This window comes from Pseudoduganella sp. UC29_71, assembly GCF_042693265.1.
GTDB lineage: Bacteria > Pseudomonadota > Gammaproteobacteria > Burkholderiales > Burkholderiaceae_D > Rugamonas.
Window position 1 is genome coordinate 3,469,265 of the sequence record NZ_CP170549.1, and the last position, 16,654, is coordinate 3,485,918.

General features: G+C 66.8%; 13 protein-coding genes. 5 read left to right on the plus strand and 8 right to left on the minus strand.

Annotation, left to right across the window (positions count from 1 at the left end; translation table 11 throughout):
* Positions 1-13 precede the first annotated feature (13 nt).
* The 5 genes from tssM to ACFJI2_RS15220 are packed head-to-tail and all read left to right on the plus strand — an operon-like array spanning position 14 to position 7,257.
* Positions 14-3,931, plus strand: a complete 3,918-nt coding sequence (tssM, locus tag ACFJI2_RS15200) for a type VI secretion system membrane subunit TssM (RefSeq protein ID WP_377700805.1) — start codon at positions 14-16, stop codon at positions 3,929-3,931.
* Complete coding sequence (gene tagF, locus ACFJI2_RS15205) at positions 3,928-4,914, plus strand: type VI secretion system-associated protein TagF (RefSeq protein WP_107868378.1); 987 nt, start codon at positions 3,928-3,930, stop codon at positions 4,912-4,914. Before tssM ends, tagF begins: the two co-directional genes overlap by 4 nt.
* A gap of 2 nt (positions 4,915-4,916) precedes the next feature.
* Positions 4,917-5,696: an OmpA family protein gene (locus tag ACFJI2_RS15210; protein ID WP_377700806.1), complete on the plus strand. Its 780-nt coding sequence runs from the start codon at positions 4,917-4,919 to the stop codon at positions 5,694-5,696.
* 43 nt (positions 5,697-5,739) lie between these two features.
* The gene (gene tssA, locus ACFJI2_RS15215; protein ID WP_377700807.1) at positions 5,740-6,834 is read left to right on the plus strand and encodes a type VI secretion system protein TssA; all 1,095 of its coding nucleotides are present in this window, start codon (positions 5,740-5,742) and stop codon (positions 6,832-6,834) included.
* 51 nt (positions 6,835-6,885) lie between these two features.
* The gene (locus ACFJI2_RS15220; protein WP_377700808.1) at positions 6,886-7,257 is read left to right on the plus strand and encodes a GFA family protein; all 372 of its coding nucleotides are present in this window, start codon (positions 6,886-6,888) and stop codon (positions 7,255-7,257) included.
* A gap of 55 nt (positions 7,258-7,312) precedes the next feature.
* Here the strand turns inward: ACFJI2_RS15220 and tssH are convergent, their stop codons facing one another.
* From tssH to ACFJI2_RS15260, 8 genes are read right to left on the minus strand one after another with little or no spacing between them, the layout of a single operon-like run.
* Positions 7,313-9,973: a type VI secretion system ATPase TssH gene (gene tssH, locus ACFJI2_RS15225; protein ID WP_377700809.1), complete on the minus strand. Its 2,661-nt coding sequence runs from the start codon at positions 9,971-9,973 to the stop codon at positions 7,313-7,315.
* Between the two features lie 15 nt (positions 9,974-9,988).
* Positions 9,989-11,071, minus strand: a complete 1,083-nt coding sequence (gene tssG, locus ACFJI2_RS15230; RefSeq protein ID WP_377700810.1) for a type VI secretion system baseplate subunit TssG — start codon at positions 11,069-11,071, stop codon at positions 9,989-9,991.
* On the minus strand, positions 11,035-12,879 hold the full coding sequence (gene tssF / locus ACFJI2_RS15235) for a type VI secretion system baseplate subunit TssF (RefSeq protein ID WP_377700811.1): 1,845 nt from the start codon (positions 12,877-12,879) through the stop codon (positions 11,035-11,037). The genes tssG and tssF overlap by 37 nt, the downstream gene beginning before the upstream one ends.
* A gap of 1 nt (position 12,880) precedes the next feature.
* Positions 12,881-13,384 (minus strand): type VI secretion system baseplate subunit TssE, encoded by a 504-nt coding sequence (gene tssE, locus ACFJI2_RS15240; RefSeq protein ID WP_132139008.1) that lies wholly within the window; start codon positions 13,382-13,384, stop codon positions 12,881-12,883.
* Positions 13,385-13,424: 40 nt separating this feature from the next.
* Entirely contained in the window at positions 13,425-13,916 is a 492-nt protein-coding gene (locus ACFJI2_RS15245; protein WP_107868370.1) for a type VI secretion system tube protein Hcp, read from the minus strand.
* A gap of 48 nt (positions 13,917-13,964) precedes the next feature.
* The gene (tssC, locus tag ACFJI2_RS15250) at positions 13,965-15,452 is read right to left on the minus strand and encodes a type VI secretion system contractile sheath large subunit (RefSeq protein ID WP_107868369.1); all 1,488 of its coding nucleotides are present in this window, start codon (positions 15,450-15,452) and stop codon (positions 13,965-13,967) included.
* A gap of 3 nt (positions 15,453-15,455) precedes the next feature.
* Positions 15,456-15,965 (minus strand): type VI secretion system contractile sheath small subunit, encoded by a 510-nt coding sequence (gene tssB / locus ACFJI2_RS15255; RefSeq protein ID WP_132139007.1) that lies wholly within the window; start codon positions 15,963-15,965, stop codon positions 15,456-15,458.
* Positions 15,966-15,993: 28 nt separating this feature from the next.
* Positions 15,994-16,596 carry a tetratricopeptide repeat protein gene (locus ACFJI2_RS15260; protein WP_377700812.1) on the minus strand — a complete coding sequence of 201 codons (603 nt, stop codon included), beginning with the start codon at positions 16,594-16,596 and terminating at the stop codon, positions 15,994-15,996.
* Positions 16,597-16,654 lie beyond the last annotated feature (58 nt).

Below are 16,654 nucleotides of genomic sequence, written 5' to 3' on the forward strand. Positions count from 1 at the left end.
AACCAAGACCAATATGACTACCCAAACACTCCGGCAATTCTTCACCTCGCGCGCCTTCCTGCTGTTGGTCGGCTGGATCGCGCTGGCGGCCTTCCTGCTGATCGCCGCAGCCCTGCTGCAGCAGCCCGCCTCGCTGGCGTGGACCATTTACGCAGTGGCGCTGGCCATCGGCGCCGTGGTCTGGCTGCTCAGGCGCCAGCGCCACCAGCGCAAGTCGCGCCAGCTGGGCGACATGCTGGAGCAGCAGGTCAACCAGTCCCCGCCCAAGGCCGACGCGGTGCAGCGCCAGGAAACCGACGCGCTGCGCAAGCGCATGCTGGACGCCATCGCCACGATCAAGCAGTCCAAGCTGGGCCAGTTCTCCGGCAACGCCGCGCTGTATGAACTGCCGTGGTATATGGTGATCGGCAACCCGGCGGCCGGCAAGAGCACCGCCATCGCCAGCTCGGGCCTGCAATTCCCCTTCGCCGACAGCAAGATCGTGCAGGGCGTGGGCGGTACCCGCAATTGCGACTGGTTCTTCACCACCGACGGCATCCTGCTCGATACCGCCGGCCGCTACTCGGTGGCCGACGAAGACCGCGCCGAGTGGTTCGGCTTCCTCGACCTGCTGAAAAAATACCGCAAGAAGGCGCCCATCAACGGCGTCATCATCGCCGTGAGCGTGGCCGAACTGGCCGGAAACCGGCCCGAATTCGCCATCAACCTGGCCAAGAACCTGCGCCAGCGCGTGCAGGAAGTGACCGAGCGCCTGGCGGTGCACGCCCCGGTGTACGTGGTGTTCACCAAGGCGGACCTGATCAACGGCTTCAACGAATTCTTCCAGGACAGCGAACTCGGTGAGCGCGACCGCGTATGGGGCGCCACCCTGCCCTACAGCCAGCACACCACCAGCGCCCAGGTGCTGGATCAGTTCGACGCGCGCTTCGACGAGCTGCACGACGGCCTGAAGGACATGAGCCGCGCCAGCATGGCGCTGCAATGGCGCGAGCGCATGCCGCCAGGCGTGTTCACCTTCCCGCTGGAATTCGCTTCCATCAAAGGCCCGCTGCGCACCTTCATCGCCACGCTGTTCGAGGAAAACCCATTCCAGTTCAAGCCTGTATTCCGGGGCTTCTACTTCACCAGCGCGCTGCAGGAAGGCGAAGCCGTGTCGGCCTCGTCGCAGCGCGTGGCGCAGCGCTTCGACCTGAAACTGCAGCCGCACCACGCGGACGGCGCCTACCAGCAAAAGGGCTACTTCCTGCTCAACCTGTTCCGCACCGTGATCTTCGCGGACAAGAACCTGGTGGCGCAATACGCCAGCCCGGCGCAGACACGCATGCGCTACGCGGCCTTCTTCGCCGCCACCGCCTTTGTCGGCCTGGCGCTGGGCGGCTGGAGCTGGTCCTATATGAACAACCGCCAGCTGGTGGCCAACGTGGAAGCGGACCTGCAGCAGGCCGTGCGCCTGCAGGACAAGCGCTTCGACCTGCAATCGCGCTTCCAGGCGCTGGAAGTGCTGCAGGACCGCATCGAACAGCTGGACAACTACAAGAAGAGCCGCCCGCTGTCGCTCAGCCTGGGCCTGTACCAGGGCCAGACGCTGGAACGCAAGCTGCGCGAAGAATACTTCCACGGCGTACGCGAAGTGATGCTGAACCCCGTGGGCCAGTCGCTGGAAGCCTTCCTGGCCGAAGTGAACAACAGCACCGAGCCGATGCAGCCGTCGGTGCGCACCGCCGACGCAGCCGCGCCGGTGGGTGTTGCCGGCGCCGCCGTATCCCAAGGCTCCCAGCAGTTCAAGGACGCCTCCCCCAGCAACGCGGAAGACGCCTATAACGCGCTGAAAACCTACCTCATGCTGGGCGATAAAGCGCGCGCCGAAGCCGGCCACCTGAGCGACCAGCTGACCCGCTTCTGGCGCGTGTGGCTGGACGCCAACCGCGGCGCCATGCCGCGCGAGCAGATGATACGCAGCGCCGAGCGCATGATTTCCTTCCACCTGGCGCAGATCAACGACACCTCCTGGCCCACGCTGGACAACAAGCTGGCCCTGGTGGACCAGAACCGCGACAAGCTGCGCCGCGTGGTGCGCGGCATGCCGGCCCGCGAGCGCGTGTATGCCGACGTGAAGGCGCGTGCCGCCACGCGCTACCCGTCCATGACGGTGGCGCGCATCGTCGGCGACCAGGACAAGGAGCTCATGCTGGGCAGCTACGCCATCCCCGGCAGCTTCACGCGCGAGGCGTGGGAAGGCTATGTGCAGGACGCCTTCCGCGAAGCGGCCAACCGCGAGCTGCAAAGCGCGGACTGGGTGCTGAAGACCGCCTCCAAGGACGACCTGACGCTGGAAGGCAGCCCGGAGCAGATCCAGAAATCGCTGGTGGACCTGTACAAGAACGACTACGCCAAGGAATGGCAGAAGTTCGTGCAGGGCGTGACCATCCGCGACCTGGACGGCTTCGACAGCGCCGCCACCGCCATGAACCGCCTTGGCGATCCGCAGCTCTCGCCGCTGAACAAGCTGATCTCCACCGTCTATCAGCAAACCTCGTGGGACAACCCGTCGCTGCTGGACGCGGGCATGCAGCGTGCGCAGCGCGGCGTGTCTGGCTGGTTCCGCGAAACCATCCTGCGCCAGAAGCCCTCGCAGATCAACGTCAACCTGCCCGCCGCCTCGGCGCAGAACGCCGCGCTGCCGCTCGGCCCCGTCGGCCGCGAGTTCGCCGGCGTGGCGCGCCTGGTGGTCGCCAAGGACAACGACGCCTCGCTGATGCGCGGCTACATGGAGCAGCTGGCCAAGCTGCGCGGCCGCTTCAACAACATCAAGAACCAGGGCGATCCCGGCCCCGGCGCCAAGCAGCTGATGCAGCAGACGCTGGACGGCAGCGGCTCCGAACTGGCCGACGCGCTGCGCTACGTGGACGAGCAGATGCTGACCGGGATGACCGACGCGCAGAAGCAGTCGCTGCGCCCCATCCTCGTGCGGCCGCTGATGCAGACCTTCGCCGTCATCGTGCGCCCCGCCGAGCAGGAGATCAACAAGGTGTGGGCCGCGCAGGTGCTCACGCCGTTCCGCCAGAACCTGGCGCTGAAATACCCGTTCGCCACCGAGTCGAAGGCCGAGGCGAGCAACGCTGAAATCGGCGAGATCTTCGGACCGGAAGGCGCCATCGCCAAGTTCTTCAACACCACCGTCGGCCCGCTGGTGGTGCGCCGCGGCGATACGCTGAGCAGCCGCACCTGGGCCAATATGGGCATCAACCTGGCGCCGACCGTCTCGGCCAGCTTCCCGGCCTGGGTGGCGCCGCTGAACGCGGGCGGCGTGGCCAACGCGGCCGCCTCCAGCGAAGGCGACGCGCAGACCCGCTTCGACCTGCAGGCGCTGAGCACCGTGGGCGCCAGCGAATTCACCATCGAGATCGACGGCCAGGCGCTGCGCTGGCGCGGCCAGCCGCAGCCCTGGGTGCACATGGTGTGGCCGAATCCGCAGGGCGTGCCGGGCGCGCGCATTACCGCCATCACCCCGGAAGGCCGCTCGGTGGTCCTGTTGAACGAAACCGGCCACTTCGGCCTGAAGAAAATGATAGACGCATCCACCCGCAAGAAAAAGGACGGCGGCGTGTTCGAGCTGACCTGGAATAACGCCGGCGTCACCGTCACCGCCAACCTGAAGATCAATGCAGCAGCCCCGCCTCCGCCGGCCCCGGCGCCGCAGCAAGCCTCCGGCTTCCGCCGCCTGCGCCTGCCGGACGCCGTAGTGATCCCTGCCGTGGCCGAAGCACCGGCGCCTGCTGTTCCTGCCGCCGCTCCGCCCGCCACGCCCGCGCCTGCGCCGGCCGCGCCGGGCCAACCCGCTCCGGCACCCCGTCCGCGCATGGCCGTACCGCCGGCTCCCCAGTCCACCATGGCCGCCGCCGGCGCGCGCGTAGCGGAGGTGCAGCAATGAGCCGCAACGTCACGCCCGCCGCCGTGGGCTATTTCGGCAAGATACCCAGCCGTGGCGACTTCGTCAAAGGCAGCGACAACCCCGCGCTGATCAAGGTGCTGGATGACTGGCTGGCGCAAGCCATGGACCTGCTCAGCGCGGACGCACGCTGGAAACTCACCTACGACGCGCTGGCGCCGCTGCACTTCGCCTTCGTCGGCCCGCGCCGCCGGCACGCCATCGGCGGCCACATCGTCGCCAGCAGCGACCAGTCCAGCCGCCGCTTCCCCTTCCTCATGATGAGCAGCATGGAGGCGCCCGAGCCGGCCGGCTTCGTGCCCAACGCGCCGCTGGTGCTGAGCCGCCTGTGGACCCGGCTGGAGAGCCTGACCGCCGGCGTGCTGCAAGCGTCCGAGCCCACCTCAGCGCTGCAGGCCGCCGCCGCCCACGTCGTGGAGCTGGACCTGCGCCCAGCCGCCTACGACGCCGCCTTCAACGACTTCATGGAGATGCAGACCATCGGCGGCCTGGATGCGATGCTGTCCCAAGCCGGGTTCGCAGGCTCGGTGCGCCAGATGCTGCTCGCGCTGGGCATGCTGCTGCAGCCGGTGCTGGCCAGCAGTTCCAGCCGCCTGGAAAAGAGCCTGTTGCTGCCGCTGCCGAACGACCCCATGTACCGCAACCTGGTGGCCGCCTACTGGATGCACCTGATCACGCCCTTCCTGGCGCGCGCCGACTTCGAGCTGGCCATCTTCCTCACGCGCGTGGCGCAACGGCCGGTGCTGGTGCTGGGCTTCAGCGGCGCTTCGGCGCAAACGCTGCAAGCCATCATGGACCCGCAGGTGGGCCTGGAGCACCACATCGCCTTCGACCAGCTGGACTGGGTGGAAGACCATGTGGATTCGGACTACGCCAGCAAGAAGGCCTCGACGTATCTCTCGCAACCCAATTTGTCACTCAAATCCGCGCTCGACTCGCTGCACGCGGCATTTATCGGAACCTGATCATGCGTCCTACCGCACTCTTATTGCTCACATTGGCCGCCCTGGCCCAGGCCCCTGCCCGCGCGCAGGCGCCCGCAGCCCCGCAACCAGGCCAGGTGCTGGCCTCCGGCACCGTGGCCGACGAAGCCAGCAAGGCCAGCGTGCTGGCCAAGCTGCGCGAAGTCTACGGCGCCGACAAGGTGGTGGACCAGATCTCGGTGGGCCAGGTGGTCACGCCGGCCAACTGGAACGCCTACGTGCAAAAGCTCATCACGCCGGACCTGAAGCAGATCAGCCGCGGCCAGTTGAAGATAGACGGCAGCACCGTCACGCTGCGCGGCGAAGTGGCCAACGAGGCGCAGCGCCAGGCGCTGGCCAGCGCGGCCGCGCTCAGCCTGAACCCCACCTACACCGTCAACAACGGGCTGCGCGTGTCGGCCAGCGACCAGGGCATCCTGGACAGCGCGCTGAATAACCGCATCGTGGAGTTCGAGAGCGGCCAGGCCAGCCTCACGCCGTCCGGCCGCAAGGTGCTGGACGAGATGGTGGCGGCGCTGCTCAAGCTCAAGGGCCGCAAGGTGGACATCATCGGCCACACCGACAGCGTGGGCCTGCGCGCCACCAACCAGGGCCTGAGCCAGGCGCGCGCCGAGGCGGTGAAAGCCTACCTGGCCAGCCACGGCATCAACGGCGACCTGCTGAGCGCATCGGGCCAGGGGCCGGACCGCCCGGTCGCCAGCAACGACACCGCAGAGGGCCGGGCGCGCAACCGCCGCATCGAATTCCGCCTGGCGCAGCAATAGCGCGGCAATAGCACAGCATTGGCACAGCAATAGGACCATCACCATGTTTTCAGCCGAACAAATCCTCAAGCCCGTCAGCGACGCCCAGCCGGGCGGCTACGACCTCGCCTTCTCGCCCGAGCTGGACGCGATCAGCGAAGCGCGCACCTTCGACGATCCCTCGCTCGACCAGGGCGAATGGGTGACCGACCTGAAGGAGGCCGACTGGGGCTTCGTGGTGCAACGCTGCGCCACCCTGCTCGAAGCGCGCAGCAAGGACTTGCGCCTGGCCGTGTGGCTGACCGAGGCCGCCGCCAAGAAGCACGGCCTGACCGGGCTGGCCGAAGGCTTCCGGGTGCTGGCCGGCCTGTGCGAGCAGTATTGGTACAACGGCCTGTATCCCGAAGCGGACGGCGACAACGAACAGCGCATCGGCAACCTGAGCTGGATACTGGCGCGCACGCCCGCGCTGCTGCGCGCCATTCCGCTGACCGAGGGACGCGGCAGCGCCTACTCGATGGTCGATTTCGACACCGCGCGCAAGCAGGCCAGCAATGGCGGCCCGCCGCCCGGCGGCCTGAAACTGGCGGACCTGGAAACGGCGCGCCGCAACAGCTCCCCGCAGTTCCGCGAAGCGCTGGCGGCCGATGCCGCCGCCTGCGTGGAAGCCCTGCGCGCGTTCGAGCAAGCCGCCGACGCGCGCCTGGGCGAAGACAGCCCCGGCTTCTCGGCCGCGCGCGACGCGCTGCAGGCGCTGATCCACGCCCTGCCGCCCAGCGCCGCCACCGCCACGGCCAATGCCGCCGCCCAGTCAGCCCCCGAAGGAGACGCCACGAACAATGCGGGCCATGCCAGCCACGTTGGCCACGATAACGCCAACGGCTACGCGCAAAACAGCCATGGCGCGCCGATGCAGCTGGCGCCATCCGGGCCGCCCGGCGCCATCCACAACCGTGCCCAGGCCGTTGCGCAGCTGCGCACCGTGGCCCAGTTCTTCCGCCGCACCGAGCCGCACAGCCCCGTTTCCTACTTCGCCGACAAGGCCGCCGACGCCGCCGAGCAGGACCTGCACAGCTGGCTGCGCTCCGTCATCAAGGACCAGGCCTCCATGGACCACATCGAAGAACTCCTGGGCGTGAAAGGCCGGCCGCAGGACTGAGTACGCGCTACAATTCGAACTATTCCAGGACAACGCCAAAAGGAAAAGTTCATGCTACACGGCAGCTGCTTATGCGGCGGCGTGGCTTACCGGGCCGAGGGGCCGGTCAAGCACGCCAGCCATTGTTACTGCACCATGTGCCAGAAGCAGCACGGCGCGGCGGCGGGATCGTACGCCAACGTGGCCAGGGACGGCTACGTTATTGAACGTGGTGCAGAACTGGTGACGGAGTATGCGTCGTCCGACCACGGCCGGCGCGGCTTCTGCAGCGTGTGCGGCTCCAACCTGTACTGGCGCAGCGAGCAAGCGCCCGACCGCATCGCCGTCACGCTCGGCACGCTGGAGCCGGAATTCGACGGCCCCGTGGAGCGCGAATGGTACCCGGAACAAAAGCCGCAATGGCTCCCCGCAAAAGACTCGTAGGGCGGGTTAGCGGAGCGTAACCCGCCGGAGCCGTCGGCGGCGCATCGGCGGGCTACTACCGGATGGTGTATTTGAACTTGCCATCCTTGTTGGCGCCGACCTTGATTTTACCGATCGCCGCGCCTTCGGCCATCTTGGCCAGCACGGATTCCGCGATCTCGGGCAGCAGGGTGCCGTTGAGGATGTGATCGACGTTGCGCGCGCCGGAGTCCACTTCGGTGCAGCGCGCCAGCACGGCATCCACCAGGGCCTCATCCCAGCTGAACTCGGCCTTGTGGTTAGCGCCGATGCGCTGGCCGATGCGGCCCAGTTTCAGTTCAATGATCTCGGCCAGCACGTCGTCCGGAATCGGGTAGAACGGTATCACCTTCAAGCGCCCCAGGAAGGCGGGCTTGAACTGCTTGCTCAGCTGCGGACGTATCATCTCTTCCAGCGCGTCCGCCTTGGGCAGTTCCTCGGCCGTCTTGTTCAGGCAGGCCTGCATCAGCGTGGACGACGTCACGTTCGAGGTCAGGATGATGATGGTGTTACGGAAGTCGATTTCGCGCCCTTCCGCGTCGTCCATCACGCCCTTGTCGAACACCTGGAAGAACAGCTCCAGCACGTCCGGGTGCGCCTTCTCCACCTCGTCCAGCAGCACCACGCTGTAGGGATTGCGGCGCACCGCCTCGGTCAGCACGCCGCCTTCGCCGTAACCCACGTAGCCCGGCGGCGAGCCTTTCAGCCCCGACACGCTGTGCGCTTCCTGGTACTCGCTCATGTTGATGGTGACCAGCTTGCGCTCGCCGCCGTACAGCACGTCCGCCAGCGCCAGCGCGGTCTCGGTCTTGCCCACGCCGGACGGGCCGACGAACAGGAACACGCCCTTGGGCTTGTTCGGATCGTCCAGGTTGGCGCGCGAAGTGCGTACGCGCTGCGCCACCGCTTCCAGCGCGTGCGGCTGGCCCAGCACGCGCTCTTCCAGCATGTCCTTCAGCTTGAGCACGGTCTTGATCTCGTCCTTCACCATTTTGCCGAGCGGGATGCCGGTCCAGCCGGCCACGATGCCCGCCACCACGTTGCCGTCCACCTGCACCGGCACCATCGGCGTTTCGCCTTGCAGCGCCTTCAGTTCGGCCAGGAGCGCCTGCACGTCCTTGCCCTGGCTGGCGTCGGCTTCGCCGCCCGCTTCAAGTACCACGCGCGCCGCCTTGATCTGCTCCGTCAGCTGCTTCTCCTGCTCCCAGCGCGCCGCCAGTTCCGCGTGCTGCTTGCCTGCCGCCTCATTGTCCTCGCGCAGCTGTTTCAGGCGCTCGCCGTGCACCGCGCCGCCGCCGGCCGCCTGCTCGCGCTCCAGAGACGCGATCTCCGCGTGCAGGCGCTCCTGCTTGCGCGCCAGGTTCTCCAGCAGCGCCGGCGTCGCGTTCTGGCCCAGCGCCACCTTGGCGCAAGCGGTATCGAGCACGCTGATGGCCTTGTCGGGCAGCTGGCGGCCCATGATGTAGCGGTGCGACAGGCGCACCGCCTCGGTGATGGCCTCGTCGTACACGCGCACGTTGAAATGCTTTTCCATCAGCGGCGCCATGCCGCGCAGCATGGCGCAGGCCAGTTCCTCGCTCGGCTCCTCCACTTTCACCACTTGGAAGCGGCGTGCCAGCGCGGCGTCCTTCTCGAAGTACTTCTTGTATTCGCCCCAGGTGGTGGCGGCGATGGTGCGCAGCTCGCCGCGCGCCAGCGCAGGCTTGAGCAGGTTGGCCGCGTCGTTCTGGCCTGCCTGGCCGCCCGCACCGATCATGGTGTGCGCCTCGTCGACGAACAGGATGATGGCGTGCGGACTTTTGCGCACTTCGTCGATGACGTTCTTCAGGCGGTTCTCGAACTCGCCCTTTACGCTGGCGCCGGCCTGCAGCAGGCCCATGTCCAGCGTGTGGATCTGCACGCCCTTCAGCACGTCCGGCACGTCGCCCTCGGCGATGCGCAGCGCCAGGCCTTCCACTACAGCGGTCTTGCCCACGCCGGCCTCGCCGGTGAGGATGGGATTATTCTGGCGGCGGCGCATCAGGATATCGATGGCCTGGCGGATTTCGTCGTCGCGGCCGATCACGGGATCGACCTTGCCCTCGGCGGCGCGCTGCGTGAGGTTGGTGGTGTACTGGTCCAGCGCGGGCGTCTTGCCGGGCGCGCTGGCGGCGATGTCGCCCACCGGATCGCCGCCCTCTTCCGCCGCGCCGCCGGCCTGCGCGGCCGGCACGGCTTCCTGCGAGCCATCCGTGATCTCGTCCAGCTTGTGGCGGATCTGCTCCAGCTCGAACCTGGCGAACAGCTTCGAGCTGCGCTGCGCCAGCTGCGACAGTTCGGAGTCGGTCAGCAGCGCCTGCAGCAGGTGGGCGCTACGGATCTGCACCGCGCGGCCGGACTGGATGTCCAGCGAGGCGATCAGCCAGGCGTTTTCCATCAGCTTGGGCAGGCGCGCCGAGAACACCGGCGTGCGCGTATTGCCGTTCTTGAAGCGGCTCAGCTCCGCCTGCAGGTCCGCTTCCAGCATGCTCACGCTGATGCCGCTGCGGCGCGCGATCACCACCAGGTCGCTCCTGGGCTGCTCCAGCAGCGCCAGGAACAGGTGTTCGACGTCCACTTCGAACTGGCCCAGCGACACGCAGATGCCGGCGGCGCGCGTGGCGGCCACGCGGCAGGTCTCGTTCAATTTGCCGATCAGCGTTTTCAGGTTGATGCTCATGGTGCCTACTCCTTTTTATAATGTGTGTATTTCATACCGCACGTCGCTGCGGTCCTGCGCCTGGCCGCCCGTCAGCACGAAGCTGTCCCAGCCCAGGCGCCCGCCGCTGCGCTCATCGCTCAAGCTGGTGCCCTGCACGTCCGCCGCGCGCAGCACCAGCTGCACTTCGTACTCCAGCGTCAACCCCGTGAACATGGCCAGCATGCTTTTCAGCGCCCTGGCCGCCTTCCCGCCCGGCAGGAAGGATTCGAAACTGGCGCGGTCCAGCGGTCCTATCACCAGCCGCATGCGCAGGTCGCGCTGCCAGACGCGCGCGCCGGCCAGCGCGCCGCCGCCGAGCACGGCGTTGCTGCCGCCCAGCGCACTTTGCTGGGCAGCCGGCACGTCATACCAGCACCCGATGAACTGCGTGATGCGCACCTGCTGGTTGAAATACTCGGACAACACGCGCGCCAGCTGCGAGGCCGATGCCGGCTTTTGCCGCACCGCGCTGGCGAAATAGCCGAGCGACTCGTCCAGCACGCCGTCGCCATGGTCCGACATGCGCCGCCGCAGCGAGGCGTTGCCCAGGCCGGCCAGCGACAGCAGCAGCGGCAGGAAGCCGTCCTTGCCGCTGCCCTGGTACTTCAGCTCCAGCCGGTACTTGCGCCAGGCCTCGTAGAACAAGGCCAGCGCGCGGCTGGAGAAGGTGTCCAGGAAGGCGCGCGGGCCGTCGTCGCGCTGGTACAGCGCGTGCGCGGCGATGCGTTCGGTGTAGTGCGCTGGCAGCGTGCCGCTGCTGCCGAGGAAGCCCATGAAGGTGGGCGTCAGGCGCACGTATTTCAGTTCCGACGACTGCAAGGCTTCGCCCAGGCCGCGCGCGTCGCGCGGCGTGTCGCGCGGTTCGGGATGCAGCGCTTCCAGCTCGCTGGCCGGGAAGGACAGCGAGGTGGAATTCTGGAAGCGCAGGAAATTCGCCACCGCCCCCTCCTGCGGCACGCCGCGCTTCTTGAGCCACAGCTCCAGCATGCGCACCGCCTGGAAGTACTCGAACCGGTACGGCTCGGCGAACAGGCGCTCGATTACAGCAGGCTCAAATCGCCGCTTCGTGGCAAGCATCGCAGCAGTTCCTCTCCGGTTTTGTGGGACAGCACGACCAGCTGCGTGAAGCTGTTGGCGTGCACGTAGAGGCCGAGGAAGCGCTCGATCACGTGCGCAAAGGCGTGGATGCCGCTGCCGACGAAGGCTTCCTCGTCGATGGTCAGCCGCACTTCCACGCCGCGCACCAGGCAGGCAAAGGGGTTCCCCGGCAGCCATGTGTTGGCCGCCTTGTGGGCGATACCGAGCACGCCGCCGATCTGGCGCTGCGTGGCCGGGGAACGCGGCAAGTCGTACAGGGTGAGCATTTCGCGGAAGGCGTCCAGCCCGTCCTCGTCCAGCGACAAATGGTTCAGCGAAAGGTGCGAGATCAAGCGCCAGTGCGCGCCGCGCCCGCGCTCGAAGCGCTGCGAGGCCGTCGGCTTGCGCAGCAGGCTGATGGCGCGCACGCTGGAGCCGCCTTCCATGAACAGGTCGCCGCCGCGCATGCCGTAGGACAGCATGGAAGGCAGGTCGCGGTTGGTGCAGCTCAGCTCCAGGCTCAGGGTGTCCGTCTCCACCTCGGCCGGGTCGAAGTCGATATCGACGATGGTGATCTCGGTTTCAAAGCCGGGGCTTTTCTCGGCGACGGTCTCGTTGCGCCGCGCCACCCAGTAATGGCCGCTCTTTTCCGGCGCCTGGCCGTGCTTGAGCGAGTAGAACGGGCGGAAGGTGGTGATGGATTCGCCCTGCGGCGTCTGCCGCACCAGGCGCACCGAATCGATGGCCTGCACCTCGTAGGCGAAGGCGCGGCGCGCGTCGGCCAGCACCGGGTAGCTGGCGGTGGTGTGCGTCAGGCGGATCGGTTCGCCGCGCTGGCGGAACAGGTTCACCACCGGCGTGCAGCCGAGCAGCACGTTGTTCGGGTTCAGCGTGCCCAGCATGCGCGCCACGTTCGAGTCGGTGCGCAGGCCGGACAGCGCCAGGTGCAGCGTGACGCTGCGCGCGCCGGACGGCAGCGCCGCGCCGATGCGCGCCAGGTCGATGTCGAAGAAGTTGAACTTCTCCGGGAAGCAGAAGTACTCGGTGAGCAGGCGGTAGGCCGCGTGCGAGCGCGCCGAGAAGTCGATCAGCGATTCGTCTTCCTCGAAGCCGGCCGGCGTGAGCGGCGACTCCTGCAGCCGCACCCAGCGTCCATTGCCGTCCGCTTCCGCATAGGCGGCCACGGTGCGCATGAACAGCACGTCGCGCAGGGCCGCGCAGAAGGACGGTTCGCCGTCGATGAAGAAGCGCAGCTTGCCCAGGCCCAGCTGCAGCGGGCCGGCCTGCTCGGAAGTGGCCGCCAGCGTGATGCTAATGCTGGAAGTGGCGCCGGGCGGCGCGCGCAGCGCCTCGGGCACGGCGATGATGGGGTCGAACTGCGCCTGCGTGAGCGCCAGCGGGGCCACCGTCACCGGGTACGCGGTGCGGAAGGTGCAGGCCGCGCCGCGCACCGGGCGCGAAGTGAGCTGCGTGCCGCGCGGGATTTCGCTGGCGGCGGTGAGCTGCGCGGCGGCGCCGCTGTAGTCCATGCGGGCGATGGAGCACGAGGGGAATGGCCGCAGGTAGTGCGGGTACATGACCTCGAACATCGCTTCGGTGAATTCGGGGTAATCGTCGTCCAGGCGCTTGGCCACGCGCGAATTGAGCAGCGCGAACGATTCGATCATGCGTTCGATGTGCGGGTCTTCGCAGACCTCGCCGCCGACCAGGAGCCGGCCGGCGATTTTCGGGTAGCGCTCGGCGAATTCGCGCGAATAGCGGCGCAGGAAGCCGAGCTCCCGTTCGTAATAAGGTAACAGCTGTTCCAAGTCAGGCTCCTGGCGTCGCCGCGCGGCGCGCCTTGCTGATGGTGTAGTGCAGGCTCGATGGTTGCAGCACTGCGTCGAAATTGACCGGTTCCTGGGTGGCGCTGGCCACCAGCAGCGCGGTGATGTTGAAGCCGAGGCGGTTGATGGCGCCCTCGCGCACTTCGAGCGCAGCCTGCACGTTGCGCAGGCGCGGTTCGTGGCGCAGGATGGCGCGTTCCAGCGCACGGCAGATGTAGGCGCGGTCGTCGGTGCTCGACAGCGACAGGCCGGCGAAGTCGCTCAGGCCGTAGCTGGCGATGGAGCGGCCGCATTCGGGAAAGCGTTTCAGCACATCCTCGCGCAGCACCGAGCGCGTGTTGAGCAGCGCTTCCAGGTCGCGCGCCACCGCGTCCTTCATCTCCTCGATGGACAGGCGCGCAACGGTGCCCGAGCTGCCTCCGGCACCGTGCGTTGGCTCGTCAAGGAGCCGGTCGAACAACCCTGGCGTGTAGCCCTTTACTGGCATGGTGGTTCCTGGCTGGATTGTTCAACCTTGTTGCGCATGTTTAGGCCGTCTTGTTGGCCGACAGGTCCCAGCCGCCCGAGGTGTTGCCGCCGGAGCCGCCGCCCACTTTTTGCTGGGTGTACTTCCACTTCACTTTCGAGTACTTGATCGACACGTCTTCGCTCAGGATGTTGCCTTCCCTGATGGCAGGCGCCACGGAGCCGATCAGCACATTTTCCAGTTCGATTTCGAAGTACTTGATGCGCTCGCCCTGGCCGTCGGCGCGCAGGAACTCCAGCTTCGCCTTCGGAATGGTTTTGCCGGACGAGCAGGTCTGCAGCAGGATGGGCGTGGCCAGGTCGGCCAGCTTGTGCACGACGATGTCCTTGTGCTCGGTGCGCTCGGCGGTGTGGCCGCCGCCGGTCGACGCGGTGGCCGACTTAGGCTGCAGCACTTCGAACTGGACCGATTTGACCTCGATCCAGTCTTTGTGGGCGTTGTCGGTGGACTCGCCTTTGATGCCGTCGATTTGCAGGTAGACGTCGATTGCCATGGTATTCCTTTCAGTGGGTTATGGACTTTAACGGGTAAAAAAGATGCGTCAGGATTTGGTCGAAGCAGGCAGCTCCGCGACCAATCGGAGCGAAACAGAGAGCTCGTCGAGCTGGAAGTGGGGGCGCAGGAAGGACACGGCGCGGTACACGCCCGGCCGTCCCGGCACCTCCGCCACCTGCACCGACGCTTCCCGCAGCGGGAACTGGGCCTTCTGTTCCTGCGTTGCGTTATCGTCGAGCAGCACGTACTGCGTCAGCCAGCGGTTCAGGAAGTCCTCCACATTGGAGGCGGCAGCGAAACTGCCGATCTTGTCCCGCATCATGGCCTTCATGTAGTGCGCAATGCGCGACACGGCGAAGATGTACTGCAGCTGCGCCGACAGCACCGCGTTGGCGTTGGCCGAGTCGGTGTTGTATTTCTTGGCCTTTTGGGCCGACTGCGCGCCGAAGAAGGCCGCGTAGTCCGTGTTCTTGCAGTGCACCAGCGAGATGAAACCGAGGTCGCTCAGCTCCTTCTCGCGGCGGTCGGTGATGGCGATCTCGGTCGGGCACTTGAGCGCCACTTCGCCTTCGTCGGTCTTGAAGGTGTGGGTCGGCAGGTCTTCCACCAGGCCGCCGCCCTCCACGCCGCGGATCGCCGCGCACCAGCCGAAGTCCTCGAAGGCCGAGGTCAGCTTGGTGCCGAAGGCGTAGGCCGCGTTGCACCACAGGTACTTCTGGTGGTCGGTGCCGTCCACGTCTTCCACGAAGTTGAAGCCTTCGGTGGTGGCGCCGTCGGCCGGGTTGAACGGCAGGCGGCCCAGGAAGCGCGGCAGCGTCAGGCCCACGTAGCGCGAGTCTTCCGATTCGCGGAAGGACTTCCACTTGGTGTACTCCACGGTGTCGAACACTTTCGACAGGTCGCGCGGCTTGCCCAGGTCGCTGTAGCTGTCCAGGCCGAACAGCTCCGGCGAGGCGGCGCTGATGAAGGGCGCGTGCGCGGCGGCCGCCACGTGCGACATCTGCTCGATGAAATACATGTCCTCCGGCTGGCGGGTGATCTCGAAGTCGCCCAGCAGCGCGCCGAACGGGGCGCCGCCGAAGGTGCCGAATTCCTCCTCGTAGACCTTCTTGAACATGGTGCTCTGGTCGAATTCCAGCGCGCTCTGGAAATCCTTCACCAGTTCCTTCTTGGTGGCGTTGAGCAGCTTGATCTTCATGTTGGTGCCGGTGGCGCTGTTCTTCACCAGGTAGTGCAGGCCGGTCCAGCTGCTTTCCAGCTTCTGGAATTCGGGCGCGTGCATCACGGCAGACAGCTGCGCCGAGATCACGCGGTCCAGCTCCGCCACGCGGGCGTCGATGGTGGCGGCCAGGTTGTCGGACACCACCACGGTGCCCTCCATCACCTGGTTCACCAGTTCCGAGATCAGGTCCTTGGCGCGCGCGTGCTCCACGCTGGACTTGGCGACCTTGCTCTGCTCGACGATCTGGTCCAGCAGCGCGGATTCGCCGGCATGCACCGGGGCGGCGGCGTTGGGGCTCAATTGGGCGGACATGGCTTATTCCTTCGCGTCAGGCTTGGCGCCGCTCAGCTGCGCCAGTTTTTCGGTGTTGCTCAACACATCGTTCAGGATGTCTTCCAGCTTGTCGTTGCCGGCCAGCTTGTTGCGCAGGTCGGCCAGCTTGGTGCGCGCTTCGAGCAGCTTGCGCAGCGGTTCCACCTGCTGCACCACGGACTCGGGGCGGAAGTCCTCCATGGACTTGAACTTCAGGTCCACCGCGAACTGGCCGCCGTCCTCGCCCAGCTCATTGCTGACGCGGTAGGCGGCGCGCGGCTCCACGCCCTTCATCACTTCGTCGAAGTTGTCGCGGTCAATGCCGACGAACTTGCGCTCCTTCAGGCGCTTTTGCTCCACCTCGGAGTTGCCGCCGAAATCGCCGACAACGCCCATCACGAAGGGCAGTTCCTTGCTCTCGATGGCGTCGCCGATTTCAACGTCGTAGCTCATCTGCACGCGCGGCGGACGCACCTTGGTCAGGCGCTTCTGGACACTTTCACTTTTAGACATGGTTTTCCCCTGTTCGACTGGTTACGGGTTATTTCAGGCCGCTGAACGGATCGGCGCTGGATTCCTGGCGCGCCTTGGCGGCGCCCTTCTTGGCTGGCGTGCCGCCGCGCGCCGTGTTCGATGCAGCCTTGGCGGCGCTGGCCTGCGCCGGCTGCGGCGGCACCAGCACGGTCTCTCCCAGGCTCTCGCGCAGCAGCTTGGCCAGGTCTTGCGACTCGGTGCGCAGCGGGCCGCTCAGGTTGTTCTGGCGGCTCAGGTCGGCCAGCGCGCGCGTGGACAGGCGCAGGCCGCTGATGGCGATGATGCTGTTGGCCAGCTGGTCGTTCGGATCGCGCACCAGGATTTCCTGCGCGCTCACGATGGCTTCGCCGTACTGGCCGGCGTCGTAGCGGGTCTGGGCAATGCTGACCCAGGGCGCTTTTTCAGCCGGGAAAGCGGCGGCGGTCTGTTTCCATAGGGCAACAGCCTGCTCCTTCTGGCCGGAAGCGGCTGCCTGGCTGGCCTTCTCCATCAGCGCGCCGACGGTGGGCTTCGGGATCTCCGGCACTTGCGGCACCGTGTTGCATGCGGCCAGGATGGCCGCGCAGCTGGTCGCGCCGGCCAGGCGGCGCAGGGTATGTACAGGTTTCATGCTTTCCTCGGACTGACTTGCAAAAAAGAGATATTCAATTGCTAACTTGTTACTTCGG